This window comes from uncultured Tateyamaria sp., from assembly GCF_947503705.1.
Lineage (GTDB): Bacteria > Pseudomonadota > Alphaproteobacteria > Rhodobacterales > Rhodobacteraceae > Tateyamaria.
This window is the reverse complement of the sequence record NZ_CANNES010000003.1, coordinates 375,372-391,750: the sequence shown is the minus strand read 5'-3', so window position 1 is coordinate 391,750 and position 16,379 is coordinate 375,372. Positions and strand designations below refer to the sequence as shown.

The window sequence follows — 16,379 nt, the reverse complement described above, 5'->3', positions numbered from 1 at the left end:
GGGGCAAGCGAAATCGTCATGCTCCAATATTCCGACGCTCGGTTGCTTCCTGTTAAAACGTACCTCTTGGTACGCGATTGTCCACCTCAGATCACCGCGATCAACAACAGGATAGAGGCCAGCAACACCGCCATGCCCGCCCATTCACGTCCCGATATCGCCTCGCGAAAGATCAGGACCGAAGCCAGCATGCTAAAGACAAGCTCCACCTGCCCCACAGCTTTTACGAAAGCGGCATTCTGTAACGTGAAAGCCAAGAACCAGCAGAAGGAGCCCGCCATCGACATCAACCCGACCCACACGGCCACCCGCCGCGCGGCCCATACGGCCAAAACCTGACCGGGATCCCGCCAGCGCAACCAAACCACCATTGCGACAAATTGCATCATCGTCACAGCGCCCAAAGTCAGACCGGCACGGGCCACCGGATCGCCTAGCTCAAGGCTGAGAGACGCCCCGCGATACGCCACCCCGGACACGGCAAAAAGCACTCCCGCCGCCAATCCAAGGCCCGAGGCGGCGTTTACCATGTCCCGCCACCCGGCATTGGCCAAAGCAGGCGGCGCGGACAGCATCAGCACCCCCACAACCCCCAGCGCAACCGCAGCGAGCGCCCAAAGGCTGACGCCATCGCCCAGAACAATCCAGCCGATAAACACGGACTGAATGGCCTCTGTATTCTTGAAGGTGATCCCCACCGCGAAATTTCGCGCCTTGAACAGGCGGACAACACAGATGGTTGCCACAATCTGGGCCACGCCGCCGATCGCCCCATAGACCCAAAATGCCAATGGGAAATCGGGCCACGCCTGCCCAGAGGCGTACATGTAAGCGCAAATCAGCACCGCCACCAAAGGCGCCGAATACATGAACCGCGCCAGCGTGGCACCGCCCGCACTGAGCGTGCCCAACGAAAGTTGCCGTTGCAGCATGAAACGCAGCGTCTGAAACAGGGCCGCCGCCAGCGTGATCGGTATCCACAGGGTCATGCCCCTCTATGGGTGATCAGTGATCCGAGGGCCAGAGCGGATGCGCCACCGGGTCTTTGGCCTTCAGGAAATGCCGGGCGAAAACAGACCGATAGGAGGCGAATAAGTAGCCGTTATTTGCACGCAGATACCGATCGCGGTTGGCCCGGTAAAGTGTCGGCAATCGGTACCATGGCACCCGGGGATGCATGTGATGCACCACGTGCAAGTTGTTGTTCAAAAACAAAAATGCCAGGGGGCCGCGATCTTCTACAATGACGGTGCGCCCACGTGCAACGCTGTGAGCTTGATGTTCCAGAAAGGTGCGGATCTTGAGCACCGACATGGCCGCATAACAGGCCCCAAGATAAAGCAAAATCGGCATCGGCGCCGCCCAAACAACCAGCGGGATGCTCACAAGGCTCGGTATGTGCCATGCCCACCCCTTGATCACCTGACCATCGCCCGCCTGAATCGCCGCCCAATCTGCCCGCACAAAGGCAAGCTGGCCCACAACCGGACCCAGCAAAACGCGCCCAAGCAAGGTGTTGTTCCGCTCTAGCACCCACTGCCGCCACCACGGCAGCCGTGCCCAGACCGCAGGGTCGAAATAGTTGGATTCCGGATCATCATACGGGTCTGTCAGATTTGCATCCTGATGATGGGCCAGATGGGTGTCGCGAAACCGCAGATAGGGGATCCATAGCCCTGGATTGATCACGACCAGCGCCTGGCTCAGCCGAAAGGAGGGAAAGGGATGGCCATGGATCACCTCGTGAGTGAGCGAGCCATGCAGCACCAGCGCAAGAACCAAAAGCGGCAGCGCCAGCACCAAAGAGACCTGCGGCAGCACAAAAACCGCTGTACACCAAACAACCACGCACGCGGCAAACAACGCCAGCGTGATCCACTCGATCCGCGCCGGAACGTCCTTGGGCAAACGGCGAGTCGAAGGGGGCGTGGACATAGACTTTGTGGCTCCGGATTTGAGGGTGTCGAGTGACCCTAGCAACGCCGCCAGCAGCCGCGAATTCTGAAGATTGTTAACAAAGCACGCATATGGTGATATCTATGAACATATGACCGAAATACTCGACAAACGCATCCGCGCTGATCAATTCCGCACACGCCTGGCCCGCGCGCTTCAAGATCAAAAGATGTCGCAAAGCGCTCTGGCGCGGGCGGTTGGCGCCGACCGGTCCACCATCAGCCAAGCGCTGACCAGCGATACCGCACGACTGCCAAGCGCTCAGGTGGTCGGGGCCTGCGCGCAAGCGCTTGGGGTCTCGGCGGATTGGCTTCTGGGCCTTTCTGACAGGCCCGAAAGCGCATCCGCCCTGAGCGCGGCCGCGCTCAGCCTGACCGAAGCACCCCGCGCCCTGATCGACGAACGGATATTTGGTTGGCATCAAGAGGCCGCAGGCTACAAAATCCGGCACGTGCCCGCCGGCTTGCCAGACATGCTGAAAACCCAAGCCATGCTTGAATGGGAATACCGGCCCCATCTGGGGCGGACGACAACACAAGCGATCAACGCATCGCGCGACAGGTTAAACTGGATGCAATCGGCGCAATCTGACTACGAGATCGCCATGCCCATCTTCGAAGTCGAAAGTTTTGCGGCAGGCACGGGTTATTACCACAGCCTCCCCGCAGATGTGCGCCACGAACAGCTTAACCATTTGCAAAGGCTCAGCGCGCAACTCTATCCGCGCATGCGCATCTGTCTTTATGACGCGCGCGCGCTTTTTAGTGCGCCGATCACCGTTTTCGGCCCGCTCCTCGCAGTAATCTATACAGGCGGACACTACATGGCCTTTCGAGACCGCGAACGCATCGAAACGCTATCGCTGCATTTCGACGAACTCGTGCGGCAGGCCCAATACACCGCGCGGGACATGCCGAACCACTTCGAAACGATGCGCAGAATAATACTCTAGGCGAAATATGGGCCGGTGGGTGGGCGCATTTGCGAATGCAAACAGTGCCACGCCACCGGGCTCACAGCTTTGGGTCGGGGTTTTCGGTGTGCCCGTCCACCGCGATGACCTGTCCCGATACCCGGCGCGCCGCGTCCGATCCCAAGAACACCGCCATATCGGCAATGTCCGACGCGTTCACAAAGGTGCGCATCGAGGTTCCTGCCGCATAACCGTCATAGACCTGATCGCGGGTCATACCCTTGGCCGCCGCCTCGCGGTTCAGCACCCCTTCCATGCGCGGCCCCTCAACAGCCCCCGGACAAATCGCATTGGCGCGCACGCCAAACGGGCCTGCCTCCATCGCCACAGTCTTCATCAATCCGATGATGGCCCATTTGGCCGCCGCATATGGCGCGCGGTGGGGATAGCCGTATATCCCCGCAGTCGACGACGTAAACACGACAGAGCCGCGCCCCGCCGCTTTCATCGCCGGAAGGCCATGTTTCGCAGCCAAGAACGCCCCCTCCAGATTGACGGACACACAGCTGCGCCAATCGCTCAGCGCCACATCTTCGACGCGCGCCGTCGGTCCGGCAATGCCCGCATTGGCGCATAACACGTCTAATGGCCCGGCCTCTGCCATAACCCCCGCGACCGCCACCTCGTCTGCAGCGTCACAGACACGCGCGCACCAAGTGCCTGGCACATCGTCCAATGCAGTTGGATCCACATCCGTTACCCAAACCTCAAAGCCCGCCGCGTGAAACCCATGGGCCATGGCAAGGCCAATTCCGGACCCGCCCGCTGTCACCAAGACGCGCTTCAAGGGCGCTGCCCCACGAAACGCCCCGCCCCCTCAGGCATAAGCAGTGCTTCATGGGCCTCGGCGATCCGCGTCAGCACTGTCAAAATCGCCTGCGACGGGTCAGAGGGCCGCCGCGTCTCAAGGCTCACATGCAGCAGGAAATGCTCTCCTGTCGCCAAGAGTCGCTCGCCCTCATACATCTCATGCCACAGGTGCAGTTTCTTGGCTGCGCCCGCCAGAACCTGGGTCCGCACTTCGATCATGGCCCCGGCCAAGGCCTCATCGACATGGCGGATATGGGTCTCGGCGGTAAAGTAACTGCCGCCTGTCGCGACATAGTCCGCATCACAGCCGATCAGCGCCATGAACCGGTCCGTCGCGTCACCGAAAGCCTGCAAATACCGTGCCTCGTTCATGTGGCCATTATAATCGGTCCAATCCAAAGGCACCGCGCGACGCACGGTCAGGATCGGAGCCGACACATCCTCCAGATCATCCGCGTGCGCCCCCAGAACCGTGCCCGCCCGCAGGCGCGCCTCATGCGCGTTCAACACCGCACCGGCGCCCCAGTCATTGGCCTTCAGGCTCCGCATCATGCCCACCAGATTGTCGTCGCGCGCGGTCAGCATCTGGGCGATGGTCATATGGCCAGATTGTGCATCTGATTGCCCCGCAATCAGGTCAACCAGTTCATCGGTGAACTCGGGCACATCCATCAGCTTGGTCCAGGGCCATTTCAAGGCCGGACCAAACTGCGCCATGAAGTGACGCATGCCCGTCTCTCCACCCGCAGTGCGGTAAGTATCAAAAAGCCCCATCTGCCCCCAACGAATACCGAACCCCATGCGGATGGCCTCGTCGATCTCTTCGGTCGTGGCAACGCCATCCTTGACCAGCCAAAGCGCCTCCCGCCACACAGCCTCAAGAAAGCGATCCGCGATATGGGCGTCGATCTCCTTGCGGACGTGCAAAGGATACATGCCAAGGGAGCGCAGAATATCCTGGGCCTTAGTGACCAAAGCCGGATCGGTCACAGGCGACGGCACCACCTCGATCAGAGGCATCAGGTACACCGGGTTGAACGGATGACAGACCATGATCTGCCCCGGGCGCGCCGCCCCTTCCTGCAATTCGCTCGGCTTGAAGCCAGAGGTCGAGGACCCAATGATCGCCTCTTCCGGGCAAGCCGCTTGCAAATCCGCCAAAACACGGTGCTTGATGTCCAACCGCTCCGGCACACTCTCCTGAATCCAATCAACATCGGCCACAGCCTCCGCCAGATCAGCATGAAAACTCAGGCGCCCCTCATCGGGCAAGGCCACATCCGTCAGGCTCGGCAAGGCACGACGGGCCTGGGCCAAAACCGGGGCCAGCTTGGCCTCCGCCTCAGGATCCGGGTCAAAAACCCGCACATCCCATCCGTTCAGCAAGAACCGCGCGGCCCATCCGCCGCCAATCACGCCTCCGCCAATAATCGCTGCAACCTGTCCCATCGGGGTATTCCTTGTTCAGAGTGTTTGCGTGTCACTGGCGAACATCAGCAAGGCCATCACCGCCATAAGGAGGAAATAGACCCAGCCCGCCGCCAAAAGCGGATCGCCATCCGCGCCAGCCATCGCCGTCGCCCCGGTGGCAACGGTCATCAAAACCGCGCCGAACAGGGCAACGCCGCCGAACCCGGTGTCCAGCAACGGCCAGGCGAGGCCGCCCAGAACGACAATGATGGCAAACATGGCCAGCAAAACACGCGCGCCCCATATTTCCCGCGCGACCACCCCGGCCCAGGTCAGGGCAGCAGGCACAACCGGAAAAAAGAAGACGGCGAGGGCTTCAGGAATCATGGGCGCATCTCCATCGCATTCAGGTCAAAACCACTGAACGCCAGCACCTGCCGTGCGGCCTTGATCCTGTCCGCCCCACCACGCGGAGCACGATCCAGCACCCAGGCGAATTGCCCAGACGGGTCGCCAATCGCAGCTGTACGAAACCCCTCGTCGAGCCAAAGGACAGCGGCCCGGCGATCCGCCGCGCCCCAGGGATCGGCCAAGACCTCAGCACCCGGGCTGCCACCATCCACTTGCCAAACCGTTCCCACCTCTTCGCAATCACCGTTAGGCTCGCAAGTGCGCGCCACAAGCTCCCATGCCGGGCCATCGACAAAGCGCTGGACTTGGGTCAATTGCGCATCAAGCGGATATGCGCCGCGCACATGCCAGGTCCCGGCAAAACGAGCCGCGTCAAAACGGCTGGTTATACCGATTGAGGCGCTTGGATCGCGAAACGTTTCGCGCAATGGCTCAGAGGTGCAAGCCACCAGGACAAGCGGCAACAGTCCTACAATCAGCAAACAGATGGCACCGAACGAGTGCACAACCCTCTTCACCCCTGAGGGGCCTGTTTCATGAGCCCGAGTTTTTCGCGCACTTCTGCCGCACCAATGACGCGAGCGCCCATATTTTCGATAATGGTGCCCGCCCGTTCAACCAACTGCCAGTTCTGCGCCAGCTCGCCCTTGGCCAGCCACAGATTGTCCTCAAGCCCGACGCGCACATTACCGCCAGCCAGGACCGCAGCGGCCACATAAGCCATCTGATTGCGCCCCAGACCAAAGGCGGAGAATGTCCAATCTTCGGGCACATTGTTGACCATCGCCATAAAGGTGTTGAGGTCATCCGGCGCGCCCCACGGCACCCCCATGCACAGCTGGACCAAGGCCGGACTGTCCAGCACACCATCGCTCACCAATTGTTTTGCATACCACAAGTGGCCTGTGTCAAAGGCCTCGATCTCCGGCTTGACCCCCAGTTTGGTCATCATACCACCCATGGCGGTCAACATTCCGGGCGTGTTGGTCATTACATAATCAGCCTCGGCAAAGTTCATGGTGCCGCAATCGAGCGTACAAATCTCAGGACGGCATTCCGCCACATGGGCCACGCGCGCACTGGCCCCGATCATGTCGGTGCCCGCCTCTTGCAGGGGCAATGGATTCTCCACATCGCCAAAGATCATGTCGCCGCCCATACCCGCAGTCAGGTTCAATACGACATCAACATCCGCATCCCGGATGCGGTCCGTGACCTCTCGATAGTATTCGAGCTTACGGCTTGGCGCGCCTGTTTCCGGATCACGGACATGGCAATGGACGATGGCGGCACCCGCTTTGGCGGCAGCAATCGCACTGTCCGCAATCTGCTGCGGCGAACGGGGCACATGGGGGCTGCGATCTTGGGTGCCGCCCGATCCGGTCACGGCACAGGTGATAAAGACGTCTCGGTTCATGCTCAGCGGCATCATAGTTTCCTTGCGATTGAGGCCTTGTGTTTCCCTCCATTCTGCCGTCTTTCTGGAAAAGGTTTTGACAAAAAGCGCAACTTTCATGACAAAAACTGTCGTTTTGGCAATGGATGAAACCAATACGCTATCGTTGGCCGCAGCCGTGGACCCAATGCGCGCGGCCAACCGACAAGCAGGCAGAATGGTTTTTGACTGGCAGTTCGCAACGCCAGAGGGGCGCGATGTCTCGCTCACCAGTGGCCTTACCGTTCCTGCAGCCCCGCTACACCGTATTGATGCCTGTGACCTCCTGATCGTGGTGGCAGGATTTGATTTGCAAGGACAGTCAACACCGCAGTTGATGGCTGGTTTACGCAGGCTCGCCGGAAAGGACACGATGATTGCGGCAATTGATGGGGGGCCCTGGGTGGTGGCAAATGCCGGTCTCCTCGACGGCCAGAAAGCCACAACGCATTGGGAAGACTTGGAGACGTTCGCCAACAACTTTCCCGATGTTGACACTGTCAACGCACGTTACGTTGCGGCGTACAATCGTTGGACCAGTGGCGGGGCCGCGCCAGCGCTCGACATGATGCTTCATCTGATCAGCGACCGGCATAGCAGCAGTCTGGCGCGCAAGGTCGCCGCCAGCTTCATTCACAACAGCCGACCTGCCCCAACAGACCCGCAGTTGCGACATCCGCATCCCAACATGCGAAGCACACTGACCAAACGCGCCCACCAGTTGATGGAGGCGCATCTGGACCAACCGTTGCCCATACACCAGATCGCGAAACAGCTCGGGCAAGGCACACGAACACTCCAGACCCATTTCCAAACCGAATTCGGCACAACGGCCAAGGCGCATTATCTGATGCTACGGCTATCAGAAGCGCACCGCTTGCTAATCCAAACCGACATGTCGCTGCACATGATCAGCCTGGCAACCGGATTTGGGGCACAATCCAGCTTTAGCCGCGCCTACAAGGCCCATTTCGGCCAAAGCCCCAAATTCGCGCGCCAAAACAAGTCGCGTCGTTCCTGAACACCCCCCGGAGGCCGGTTCAAGCCAAAGGCAAACGACGCCATAGCTGGGTCGGCCCGAACAAGGCTTCCTTCCCCCGAGGGGAAGGCCAGGTCGGGGGTCACGGAAATCGGATGCGCCGTATGGCGCGCAATTGGATCAATACGGCATCGGATGGGCGCGATGGGCCGCGTCCAGATCGGCCATCACCTCATCGTTCAGGCTCAGATCGGCCGCTCCCAAAGCAATCTCCAACTGGGCCATGGTCGTGGCCCCGAAAATCGCAGAACACATGAAAGGACGGGTCAAACACCAAGCCAACGCCATCTGTGACGGATCAAGGTCATGGCGTTTTGCGACGGTCAGATAGGCGTCTACCGCCGCAAAGGCACGTTCCGTCTTGCGACCACCGAGGTCAGCATTCAGCGACAATCGTGACCCTTCGGGCACGGCACCACCTTGATATTTGCCGGTCAGCAAACCCGCTGCAAGCGGCGAAAACGCCAAAAGGCCAACGTCCTCATTCACGCTCGTTTCGGCCATATCAGTGTCATAAAGGCGGCACATCAGCGAATATTCGTTCTGCATCGAGGCCACGCGCGGGCCGCCCACCCGCTCGGCCGCAGCTAGCCATTGGCCCGTGCCCCACGCGCTTTCGTTGGACAATCCAAAGGCGCGGATCACGCCGCGGTCCACCTGATCCTGCAACGCGCCCAGACAGTCTTCCATATTCTGGCGCACGGCGGCGGGGTCTTGGCCGGACGGGTCATAGCCCCAGTTCTGGCGAAACATATAGCTGCCGCGATTGGGCCAGTGAAATTGATAAAGGTCAATATAGTCGGTCTTGAGGCGGCGCAGCGACCCTTCGATCGCTTCCGGTATCGTTTGGGCCGTAATCTCGGCCCCCTCACGCACATGGCCCATGCCTGCACCGGAATGCTTGGTGGCGAGCACCACATCGCTGCGGCGCGCGTCACGCTCAAACCACAGACCGATGATACGTTCGGTCCTGCCGATGGTTTCCGCACTGATCGGGTTCACGGGATACATTTCGGCGGTGTCGATAAAGTTGATGCCCGCGTCCAGGGCGCGATCAATCTGGTCGTGCCCCTCTTCAGCGGTGTTCTGCGTGCCCCAGGTCATGGAACCCAGGCACAAGACCGATACATCAATTCCTGTCCGCCCCAATGCGCGTCGTTCCATGGGTTTATCCTTCTTCGGTATTTGTGCGAACGGACCCTAGCCCTCAGATAAAGCGCCGCAAGTTAATTTTCCCCGAAAACGCAAAATGACATCTTGAAAACAAAACGGGAACATGTAAGCTTGGATCATGCCTTCGTCTCAAACCCTGCTCGCGCGGGCACCTGCCCGTGCCGTGCCCTGCCTGCCGCTTTTGCCCGACGCGGCACAGCACGGTCTGGGCCATGGTCTGGCACTGGGCCGGGTGCACGAGGCCTGCGGCCCCGCACGGCACCGTCTGGCCTTGTGGCTGGCCGCACAGACCACCGGCCCCATCTTATGGATCGCCCCGGAGTGGGGCGCCGATCAGATCAATCCCTGTGGCGTGATGCCCTTTGTGGATCCCGCCAGGCTCATCCTTGTTCATCCCAAACGGGCCGAGGATGTGCTGTGGAGCATGGAGGAGGCGCTGCGCGCAGGTACGGTGCGCCTGGCGGTGGCCGATCTGCCGGGGTTGCCTGCACTGACCCCGGTGCGGCGGATGCATCTGGCGGCGGAAAATGGCGGCAAGATGGGCGGGCCTGCTCCTTTGGGTCTGTTGCTGACCCCCGGAATGGGCGGCGCGCAGGGGGTTGAGACCCGCTGGCATCTGGCGCCTGATCATCACTGCACCCCCGGCGCGTGGCAGCTCACACGATTGCGTGCGCGCACCGCGCCCCAGCAAAGCTGGCATGTAACGCGCCAGCAGGGGCAAGCTCTGCCCCGGATCACCGGCGCGATCAAGGCTGCGTGAGCAGGCCGAATAAACCGCCGCGATACGTGTTATACTTTGTGACAGGCATCGCCAAAGGAGCTTTTACATGCATCGCCGCCACCTCATCGCTCTTGGCCTTGCCGCCTGCGCCACACCGGCCCTCGCGACTGCGAGCCTTGCCGCGCCCCGCACCTACCGGCTGGGCGGCAAAGGTGCGACAATCACCTACACCTTCATGCTCAGCGGCGCACCGGTCAAAGGGACAGTGCCCGTGGAGGGCGCAGACCTGCTTGTGGACCCCGAAAACCTGGCCGCCTCAAAAGCGGACGTGACCGCAGATGTGCGGCGCGCGCGCACAGGTCTGATCTTTGCCACCGAAGCGTTGAAGTCCCCTAGCGTGCTGGACGCGGCGCAATTTCCGCTGGCCCGTTTTCAATCGACCAGGGTGGTCCTGGGGCCAGGCGGACGCATCTCGAACGGGGCCAGCATCGAAGGGCGGCTGACACTACGCGGGGTGACGCGGCCTGTCCGGTTTGATGCAAACCTTTATCGTCAGCCGGGCAGCGACGCGAACGACCTGACAACTTTGATTGTCGCCCTCAAAGGCCAAGTGAACCGGCGCGATTTCGGCGCCATGGGCTATGCCGACCTTGTCGCGGATACAGTCGACATCGCCATTGATGCAGAAATCACCGCCGCCCGCTAAAAACGACGCCCTGCAGTCGATTAACCGCTAGGCACCACCTGCGCGATAGGCCACGTTGCCCCTGTCATGCGCATGCTCATTTCCTTCGCGGCCCTGTTTTTGTCGGTCATCCTGATGCAACTCAGTTCGGGTGCGCTGGGGCCTCTGGATGCGCTGTCTGGTCTGGCCCTCGACTTTTCGCGCCAAGAGATTGGTGTGCTGGGCTCGGCACATTTTTTGGGCTTTTTCATCGGATGCTGGTGGGCGCCACGCCTAATGGGCAGCGTGGGTCACTCGCGTGCCTTTGCCGCCTTTACGGCCGCAGGGGCCATTGGCCTTCTGGCCCATATGATCATTGTCGACCCTATCGCCTGGGCGGTGATGCGGGTGGCCTCCGGGCTCTGCGTCGCAGGCTGTTATACGGTTGTCGAGGCCTGGTTGCAGGCCAAGGTCAACAACGAGACGCGCGGGCGGACCATGGGCATCTACCGCGTGGTCGATATGGGGGCATCTCTGGCTGCGCAACTGATGATCGGCGTCTTGGAACCGGCCAGCTATATCAGCTACAACATCCTTGCCATCGTTTGCTGCGCCGCCCTGTTGCCGCTGACCTTAACCACCGTCAAACAGCCTGAAACGCCGAGCGCGCCTCGGTTGCGGCCAAAATTGGCCGCGCAACGCTCACCTCTGGCCGCCGCAGGGGTGGTCGTGGCGGCGCTTTCCAGTGCATCCTTCCGCATGGTCGGCCCGATCTATGGTCAGGAGGTGGGCCTGAGCGCGAGCCAGATCGCCTGGTTTCTGGCCGCCTTCGTCCTCGGTGGCGCCATCGCGCAATATCCCATCGGCTGGTTGGCAGACAAATACGACCGACGCTGGGTGCTGATCTGGCTCTCGGCGGCGGCCATGTGCAGTTGCGCAGTGACGGTGATGTCGGCGGGGCTGGGCACAGCCGGCATCATGCTGACCGCAGGGCTCTTTGGGCTGACCACATTCCCGATCTATTCGGTGGCCGCTGCACATGCTCACGATTTTGCCGATGCCTCCGAACGGGTCGAACTGTCGGCGGCGCTCATGTTCTATTTCGCGCTGGGGGCCATTGCAGCTCCCTTTACTGCCTCCGCTCTGATCGACGCATATGGACCTACAGCTCTTTTTGCGATGATCGCGGTGGGGCATGGGGCGCTGATCCTGTTTGGCTTGGTGCGCATGCGCGCCCGCGCTGCACCGTCCGAGCGGACGCGCTATATCTATGCGCCGCGCACCTCTTTCCTCATCGGGCGTTTGACCGGACGATCCCGAGAGAAAGGCTAGGCATCCGCGCCTTGAATGCGCCCTTTTCCCAGCTGCGCCGCGCTGTTAAACGGGGCACAACTTTGCCAAAGGCCTCCTCATGCAGCGTCACCTTATCACCTCCGCCATTCCCTATATCAACGGGATCAAGCACCTGGGCAATCTGGTGGGCAGCCAATTGCCCGCTGACCTCTATGCCCGATACCAGCGTGCGCGCGGCAATGAAGTCCTGTTTTTATGCGCTACGGACGAACACGGCACCCCGGCCGAATTGGCCGCCGCCAAGGCGGGTAAACCCGTGGCCGAGTATTGCGCCGAAATGCACGCAGTCCAGGCCGAGATTGCCGAAGGCTTCGGCCTGTCTTTTGACCATTTCGGGCGATCCTCCTCACCACAGAACCACGCGTTAACCCAGCACTTTGCAGGCCGATTGGCCGATGCTGGATTGATCCGCGAAGTGGTCGAAAAACAGGTCTATTCCAACGCGGACGGCCGCTTTCTGCCGGATCGCTACATCGAAGGGACCTGCCCCAATTGTGGCTATGACAAAGCGCGCGGCGATCAATGCGAAAATTGCACAAAGCAGCTCGATCCCACCGACCTAATTGACCCGCGCTCAGCTGTCTCGGGCTCCACTGACCTTGAAGTGCGCGATACGAAACACCTGTATCTGCGCCAGTCGGCCCTCAAAGACGACCTCGATGCGTGGATCGACAGCAAATCGGATTGGCCCATCCTCACCACGTCGATTGCCAAGAAATGGCTGCATGACGGCGATGGGTTGCAAGACCGTGGGATCACCCGCGATCTTGACTGGGGCATTCCTGTCCGCCGCGGTGATGCGGATTGGCCGGGGATGGAAGGCAAGGTGTTCTACGTCTGGTTTGATGCTCCGATCGAATACATCGCCTGTGCAGATGAATGGGCGCAAGCCCAGGGTGGCGCGGATTGGCAACGCTGGTGGCGGACCGACAAGGGGGCCAAGGACGTGCGCTACACCCAGTTCATGGGCAAGGACAATGTTCCCTTCCATACGCTCAGCTTTCCGGCCACGATCCTTGGCTCGGGCGAGCCGTGGAAGATGGTCGATCATCTCAAATCCTTCAACTACCTCAACTATGAGGGTGGCCAGTTTTCCACCAGTCAAGGCCGCGGGGTCTTTATGGACCAGGCGCTGGCGCTGCTTCCGGCAGATTATTGGCGGTGGTGGCTTTTGTCGAATTGCCCCGAAACATCCGATACCGAGTTCACGTGGGAGCTTTTTCAGCAAGGGGTGAACAAGGATCTCGCCGATGTGTTGGGGAATTTCGTGAGCCGAGTCACCAAGTTTTGCCGCTCCAAATTCGGCGAGACTGTGCCAGAGGGCTGCGCATTTGGTCCGCAGGAAAACGCTCTGATTGAAACCCTGAACAGTCGCATGGACCAATATTGCCAGTTGATGGACAAGATGGAAGTGCGCAAATCCGCTCAGGAATTGCGCGCTATCTGGGTCGCGGGCAATGAATATCTGCAAACAGCAGCACCATGGGCCACGATCAAGGAAGACGAAGCAAAGGCAGCCATGCAAATTCGCCTCGGTTTGAACCTGATTGCGCTCTACGCGGTTTTGTCGGCCCCCTTTATTCCAACTGCTTCCGCACGTATGCAGGATGCCATGAATGTGCCCGACATGGATTGGCCCACCGACGCAGGTGAGGCGCTCGCCAAGTTGTCGCCTGGGCACGCATTTTCTGTCCCGGACAACCTCTTCGGCAAGATCAGCGATGACGATCGCAGCGACTGGCAAGAGCGGTTTTCCGGAATTCGAACTTAAGACAATCCGGCGGTTCTGCCCGAACGAGACTGCGCCCGGCATCGCAGGATGCCGGGCACAATTCTTGGTACATGCCTTTGCTGATTGGGCGAATTCAGCCCAATTCGCTTAGAATTCTTCCCACCCCGTGGCTGTCGACGGGGCCACATCGTCAAGCTTCAAGGCCGTGTTTCCTGCTGTCATGGGCGTTTGGACGGGTTTTGGGGACGCGGGCGGTGCTGTATTGTCAATAGGCAAAACCGAAGTGCTACCGAGTTCAAATCGCGCCACAGCCGAGGCCAATGCATCCGCTTCCGAAGTCAAAGCGTGGCTGGCGGCGGTGGTTTCCTCAAACATTGCGGCGTTTTGCTGGGTCACGTGATCCAACTCGTTCACAGCAACGTTGATCTCGTTCAGGCCTGCAGATTGCTGACGCGCAGAACTTGCAATCTCCGCAACCCGTTCAGAAATTTCGGCGACCGATGACACAATGGATGCAAGTGCAGTACCGGTGCTGTCCACCAGATCAACACCCTGTTGAACCTGATCGCCACTGCTGGAAATCAACGTGTTGATTTCACGCGCCGCTTCCGATGATCGCTGCGCCAACGCACGCACTTCGGTGGCAACGACTGCAAATCCGCGTCCCGCCTCGCCGGCACGCGCCGCCTCTACGCCCGCATTCAAGGCGAGCAAGTTGGTTTGGAACGCGATATCGTCGATCACGGAAGTAATTTTGGAAATCTCCTGAGATGACGTTTTGATGCCATCCATGGCCAAAACCGCCTTGCGCGCAATCTCTCCGCCTTCTTCAGCGTTCGCTTGCGCATTTGCGGACATTTTACTTGCCGCGTCAGCCCCTTCTGCTGCCGAGCGGACGGATGAGGTCAGCTCATCCAACGCGGCTGCCGTCTCTTCAAGCGTGGCCGCCTGTTTTTCGGTACGACGTGAAAGATCATCGGCCGCGCTGGTGATTTCGGTGGTCTCATTGCGAATGGATTCCACGTTTTGCGTCACCGCGCCCACAGCCTCACGCAATGCCACCACGGCCGAATTAAAATCCTGGCGCAGTTTTTCGTAGTCCTGCGGAAAGGACTGCGGCAAATCCACCGTCAGGTCGCCGCGTGCCAGGCGTTGCAAAGCTTGGCCTAGGGCCGTGACCACCATGTCCTGATCTTCGCTGATCCGCTTTTGCGTTTCACGTGTGGCGCGCAAGTCGTTTTCAACATCCGTAACGTCCGATCCCATGAGGATACACCGCTCAATCGCGCCATCCTCAGTTCGAACGATGATAAAGCCGCCGTCCAGCACGAACCTGCTTTCTTCCTGCGCCAGCAAATCAAGTTTGGCATGCACGGCTTCACCCGCCAGGACACGCGCGGCAATATCAGCGCCCTTCATTCCGTCGCTTTGTGTTTCTGCCAAAACAGTGGTCATTGATAGTTCGTCGCAATCGCGCGCCGCAACACCCAAGCGGTCCGACGCGACTTCATTCAATGTAGAGCATCGCCCATTTGCAGCAAATTCAATCCGCAGCTGAGTACCATCGATGCTGTCCAAGACAGCCGCGTTGCGTTGCGCAATTGTTCTGTCGCTCCATTCGACAACCGCGCCTATTGTGCGGTCCTTGCGGTCTCGTGCCGGGTTCACCTTGACCCGGATGAAACGCTCGCCGATCCGCAGATTGACCGAGCTGGCTTGCATATTCGCACCCGCTTCGCGGATCTGAAGGCCGGTCTTGGCCAGATCGCGCAGGCCGTTCAAATCAGCTCCGACCCAATCGCCTTGCACGGCTTGCGGCCAGCACGCCGTCAAATCAGGCATTAGTCCATTCAGCATCTTTATACAGGCAGGGTTGACGTAGGTGATGCAAAACGCCTCATCCACCATCATCATCGGGGCCGAAGACCCCTCAAAGGCAGCACTTTTGAACGCGTTCTCCCGCTGTGCGGCACGCGCCTTGGACAGGGCTTTGCGAAAGTCTTCAAGTCGGCGGGCAATACTGCCCACTTCGTCGCCGCGCCCCGTGTAGGGGATTGTTATATCGTAATTCTTTCGCGCGACCTCACCCATGGATTTACCGATTCTGTCGAGTGGTTTGGACATCGAAAACCGCAAATAAAAGGCGATACCCAACAGCCCAACAAGTAGGATAAATCCACCGAGAACCATCATTTGCATCTCGCTTTGCCGGTAGGAGGCCAAGACATGCTCTTTGGTCCATTTCGTGAACACGACGCCGGAAACAGCGTTGTCTGCACCAAACATAGCGGGCGTCGCAACGGTCAGGCCGTTGTCCGAAATCGCGCGCTCGCCGGTTTCCAGTGCCTGCTGGGCAAGCGCCATTGCCGCATCCGTCGACACGCCGCTATCGGCCGTTTCATAAAGGATGACACCGGCGCTGTTCATGACCAACACCCCTAACGCGTCAGGTTTCGCGGCGTCGATCACGCTGCCGGCAATCTCGGCAACTGCCACCTGATTGCCGAATTTGATCGCCCCGCCCATTTGCAAGGCAAGCAGGGTGGTCACGTCAACAGCACGCGCGCTGAGCGCTTCGGCCACCATCTTCCGTTTGCCCTGAGTCTCAAGAACCGTGATCGTCGCCACCACCACAACCGTCATCAGGGCCGTGATTGCAATTGTTTTGACCAACAGGCTGTTAAACCTGTTTCCAACTGCCG

Annotated in this window: 15 protein-coding genes; 6 read left to right on the top strand and 9 right to left on the bottom strand. The window is 60.0% G+C overall.

Going from position 1 to position 16,379, the window contains the following annotated elements:
- Nucleotides 1-86: 86 nt before the first annotated feature.
- On the bottom strand, nucleotides 87-989 hold the full coding sequence (locus tag Q1A44_RS10545; protein ID WP_299624109.1) for a DMT family transporter: 903 nt from the start codon (nucleotides 987-989) through the stop codon (nucleotides 87-89).
- A 16-nt stretch (nucleotides 990-1,005) separates the two neighbouring features.
- Complete coding sequence (locus Q1A44_RS10540) at nucleotides 1,006-1,935, bottom strand: fatty acid desaturase (protein WP_299624106.1); 930 nt, start codon at nucleotides 1,933-1,935, stop codon at nucleotides 1,006-1,008.
- A gap of 112 nt (nucleotides 1,936-2,047) precedes the next feature.
- Here Q1A44_RS10540 and Q1A44_RS10535 point away from each other — a divergent pair, with 112 nt between their 5' ends.
- Nucleotides 2,048-2,908: a helix-turn-helix transcriptional regulator gene (locus Q1A44_RS10535; protein ID WP_299624103.1), complete on the top strand. Its 861-nt coding sequence runs from the start codon at nucleotides 2,048-2,050 to the stop codon at nucleotides 2,906-2,908.
- 61 nt (nucleotides 2,909-2,969) lie between these two features.
- On the opposite strand, the gene Q1A44_RS10530 is transcribed toward Q1A44_RS10535, so the two are convergent.
- The 5 genes from Q1A44_RS10530 to Q1A44_RS10510 are packed head-to-tail and all read right to left on the bottom strand — an operon-like array spanning nucleotide 2,970 to nucleotide 6,989.
- Nucleotides 2,970-3,716 (bottom strand): SDR family oxidoreductase, encoded by a 747-nt coding sequence (locus tag Q1A44_RS10530; RefSeq protein WP_299624100.1) that lies wholly within the window; start codon nucleotides 3,714-3,716, stop codon nucleotides 2,970-2,972.
- The gene (locus Q1A44_RS10525) at nucleotides 3,713-5,188 is read right to left on the bottom strand and encodes a carnitine 3-dehydrogenase (RefSeq protein WP_299624097.1); all 1,476 of its coding nucleotides are present in this window, start codon (nucleotides 5,186-5,188) and stop codon (nucleotides 3,713-3,715) included. The genes Q1A44_RS10530 and Q1A44_RS10525 overlap by 4 nt, the downstream gene beginning before the upstream one ends.
- Nucleotides 5,189-5,203: 15 nt before the next feature.
- Entirely contained in the window at nucleotides 5,204-5,536 is a 333-nt protein-coding gene (locus tag Q1A44_RS10520; RefSeq protein WP_299624094.1) for a hypothetical protein, read from the bottom strand.
- Nucleotides 5,533-6,078, bottom strand: a complete 546-nt coding sequence (locus Q1A44_RS10515) for a lipocalin family protein (RefSeq protein ID WP_299624091.1) — start codon at nucleotides 6,076-6,078, stop codon at nucleotides 5,533-5,535. The genes Q1A44_RS10520 and Q1A44_RS10515 overlap by 4 nt, the downstream gene beginning before the upstream one ends.
- Complete coding sequence (locus Q1A44_RS10510; protein ID WP_299624264.1) at nucleotides 6,075-6,989, bottom strand: 3-keto-5-aminohexanoate cleavage protein; 915 nt, start codon at nucleotides 6,987-6,989, stop codon at nucleotides 6,075-6,077. Before Q1A44_RS10510 ends, Q1A44_RS10515 begins: the two co-directional genes overlap by 4 nt.
- Nucleotides 6,990-7,074: 85 nt before the next feature.
- On the opposite strand from Q1A44_RS10510, the gene Q1A44_RS10505 reads away from it, so the two are divergent.
- Complete coding sequence (locus Q1A44_RS10505; protein WP_299624088.1) at nucleotides 7,075-8,016, top strand: GlxA family transcriptional regulator; 942 nt, start codon at nucleotides 7,075-7,077, stop codon at nucleotides 8,014-8,016.
- Nucleotides 8,017-8,154: 138 nt separating this feature from the next.
- On the opposite strand, the gene Q1A44_RS10500 is transcribed toward Q1A44_RS10505, so the two are convergent.
- On the bottom strand, nucleotides 8,155-9,198 hold the full coding sequence (locus Q1A44_RS10500; protein ID WP_299624085.1) for an aldo/keto reductase: 1,044 nt from the start codon (nucleotides 9,196-9,198) through the stop codon (nucleotides 8,155-8,157).
- A 127-nt stretch (nucleotides 9,199-9,325) separates the two neighbouring features.
- Here Q1A44_RS10500 and Q1A44_RS10495 point away from each other — a divergent pair, with 127 nt between their 5' ends.
- From Q1A44_RS10495 to metG, 4 genes are all read left to right on the top strand, one after another.
- A complete protein-coding gene (locus Q1A44_RS10495; RefSeq protein ID WP_299624082.1) occupies nucleotides 9,326-9,967 on the top strand; it encodes a hypothetical protein in 642 nt (213 codons plus the stop codon).
- 67 nt (nucleotides 9,968-10,034) lie between these two features.
- Nucleotides 10,035-10,634: a YceI family protein gene (locus tag Q1A44_RS10490; RefSeq protein WP_299624079.1), complete on the top strand. Its 600-nt coding sequence runs from the start codon at nucleotides 10,035-10,037 to the stop codon at nucleotides 10,632-10,634.
- 66 nt (nucleotides 10,635-10,700) lie between these two features.
- The gene (locus tag Q1A44_RS10485; protein WP_299624076.1) at nucleotides 10,701-11,924 is read left to right on the top strand and encodes an MFS transporter; all 1,224 of its coding nucleotides are present in this window, start codon (nucleotides 10,701-10,703) and stop codon (nucleotides 11,922-11,924) included.
- 79 nt (nucleotides 11,925-12,003) lie between these two features.
- Entirely contained in the window at nucleotides 12,004-13,716 is a 1,713-nt protein-coding gene (metG, locus tag Q1A44_RS10480) for a methionine--tRNA ligase (protein ID WP_299624074.1), read from the top strand.
- A gap of 108 nt (nucleotides 13,717-13,824) precedes the next feature.
- Here the strand turns inward: metG and Q1A44_RS10475 are convergent, their stop codons facing one another.
- Nucleotides 13,825-16,320 carry a methyl-accepting chemotaxis protein gene (locus Q1A44_RS10475; protein WP_299624072.1) on the bottom strand — a complete coding sequence of 832 codons (2,496 nt, stop codon included), beginning with the start codon at nucleotides 16,318-16,320 and terminating at the stop codon, nucleotides 13,825-13,827.
- Nucleotides 16,321-16,379 lie beyond the last annotated feature (59 nt).

Coding starts and splice junctions, on each gene's coding strand:
- Q1A44_RS10545 (WP_299624109.1), bottom strand. CDS start 989: ATGACCCTGTGGATACCGATCACGCTGGCGGCGGCCCTGTTTCAGACG.
- Q1A44_RS10540 (WP_299624106.1), bottom strand. CDS start 1,935: ATGTCCACGCCCCCTTCGACTCGCCGTTTGCCCAAGGACGTTCCGGCG.
- Q1A44_RS10535 (WP_299624103.1), top strand. CDS start 2,048: ATGACCGAAATACTCGACAAACGCATCCGCGCTGATCAATTCCGCACA.
- Q1A44_RS10525 (WP_299624097.1), bottom strand. CDS start 5,188: ATGGGACAGGTTGCAGCGATTATTGGCGGAGGCGTGATTGGCGGCGGA.
- Q1A44_RS10520 (WP_299624094.1), bottom strand. CDS start 5,536: ATGATTCCTGAAGCCCTCGCCGTCTTCTTTTTTCCGGTTGTGCCTGCT.
- Q1A44_RS10510 (WP_299624264.1), bottom strand. CDS start 6,989: ATGCCGCTGAGCATGAACCGAGACGTCTTTATCACCTGTGCCGTGACC.
- Q1A44_RS10505 (WP_299624088.1), top strand. CDS start 7,075: ATGACAAAAACTGTCGTTTTGGCAATGGATGAAACCAATACGCTATCG.
- Q1A44_RS10500 (WP_299624085.1), bottom strand. CDS start 9,198: ATGGAACGACGCGCATTGGGGCGGACAGGAATTGATGTATCGGTCTTG.
- Q1A44_RS10495 (WP_299624082.1), top strand. CDS start 9,326: ATGCCTTCGTCTCAAACCCTGCTCGCGCGGGCACCTGCCCGTGCCGTG.
- Q1A44_RS10490 (WP_299624079.1), top strand. CDS start 10,035: ATGCATCGCCGCCACCTCATCGCTCTTGGCCTTGCCGCCTGCGCCACA.
- Q1A44_RS10485 (WP_299624076.1), top strand. CDS start 10,701: ATGCGCATGCTCATTTCCTTCGCGGCCCTGTTTTTGTCGGTCATCCTG.
- metG (WP_299624074.1), top strand. CDS start 12,004: ATGCAGCGTCACCTTATCACCTCCGCCATTCCCTATATCAACGGGATC.
- Q1A44_RS10475 (WP_299624072.1), bottom strand. CDS start 16,320: ATGACGGTTGTGGTGGTGGCGACGATCACGGTTCTTGAGACTCAGGGC.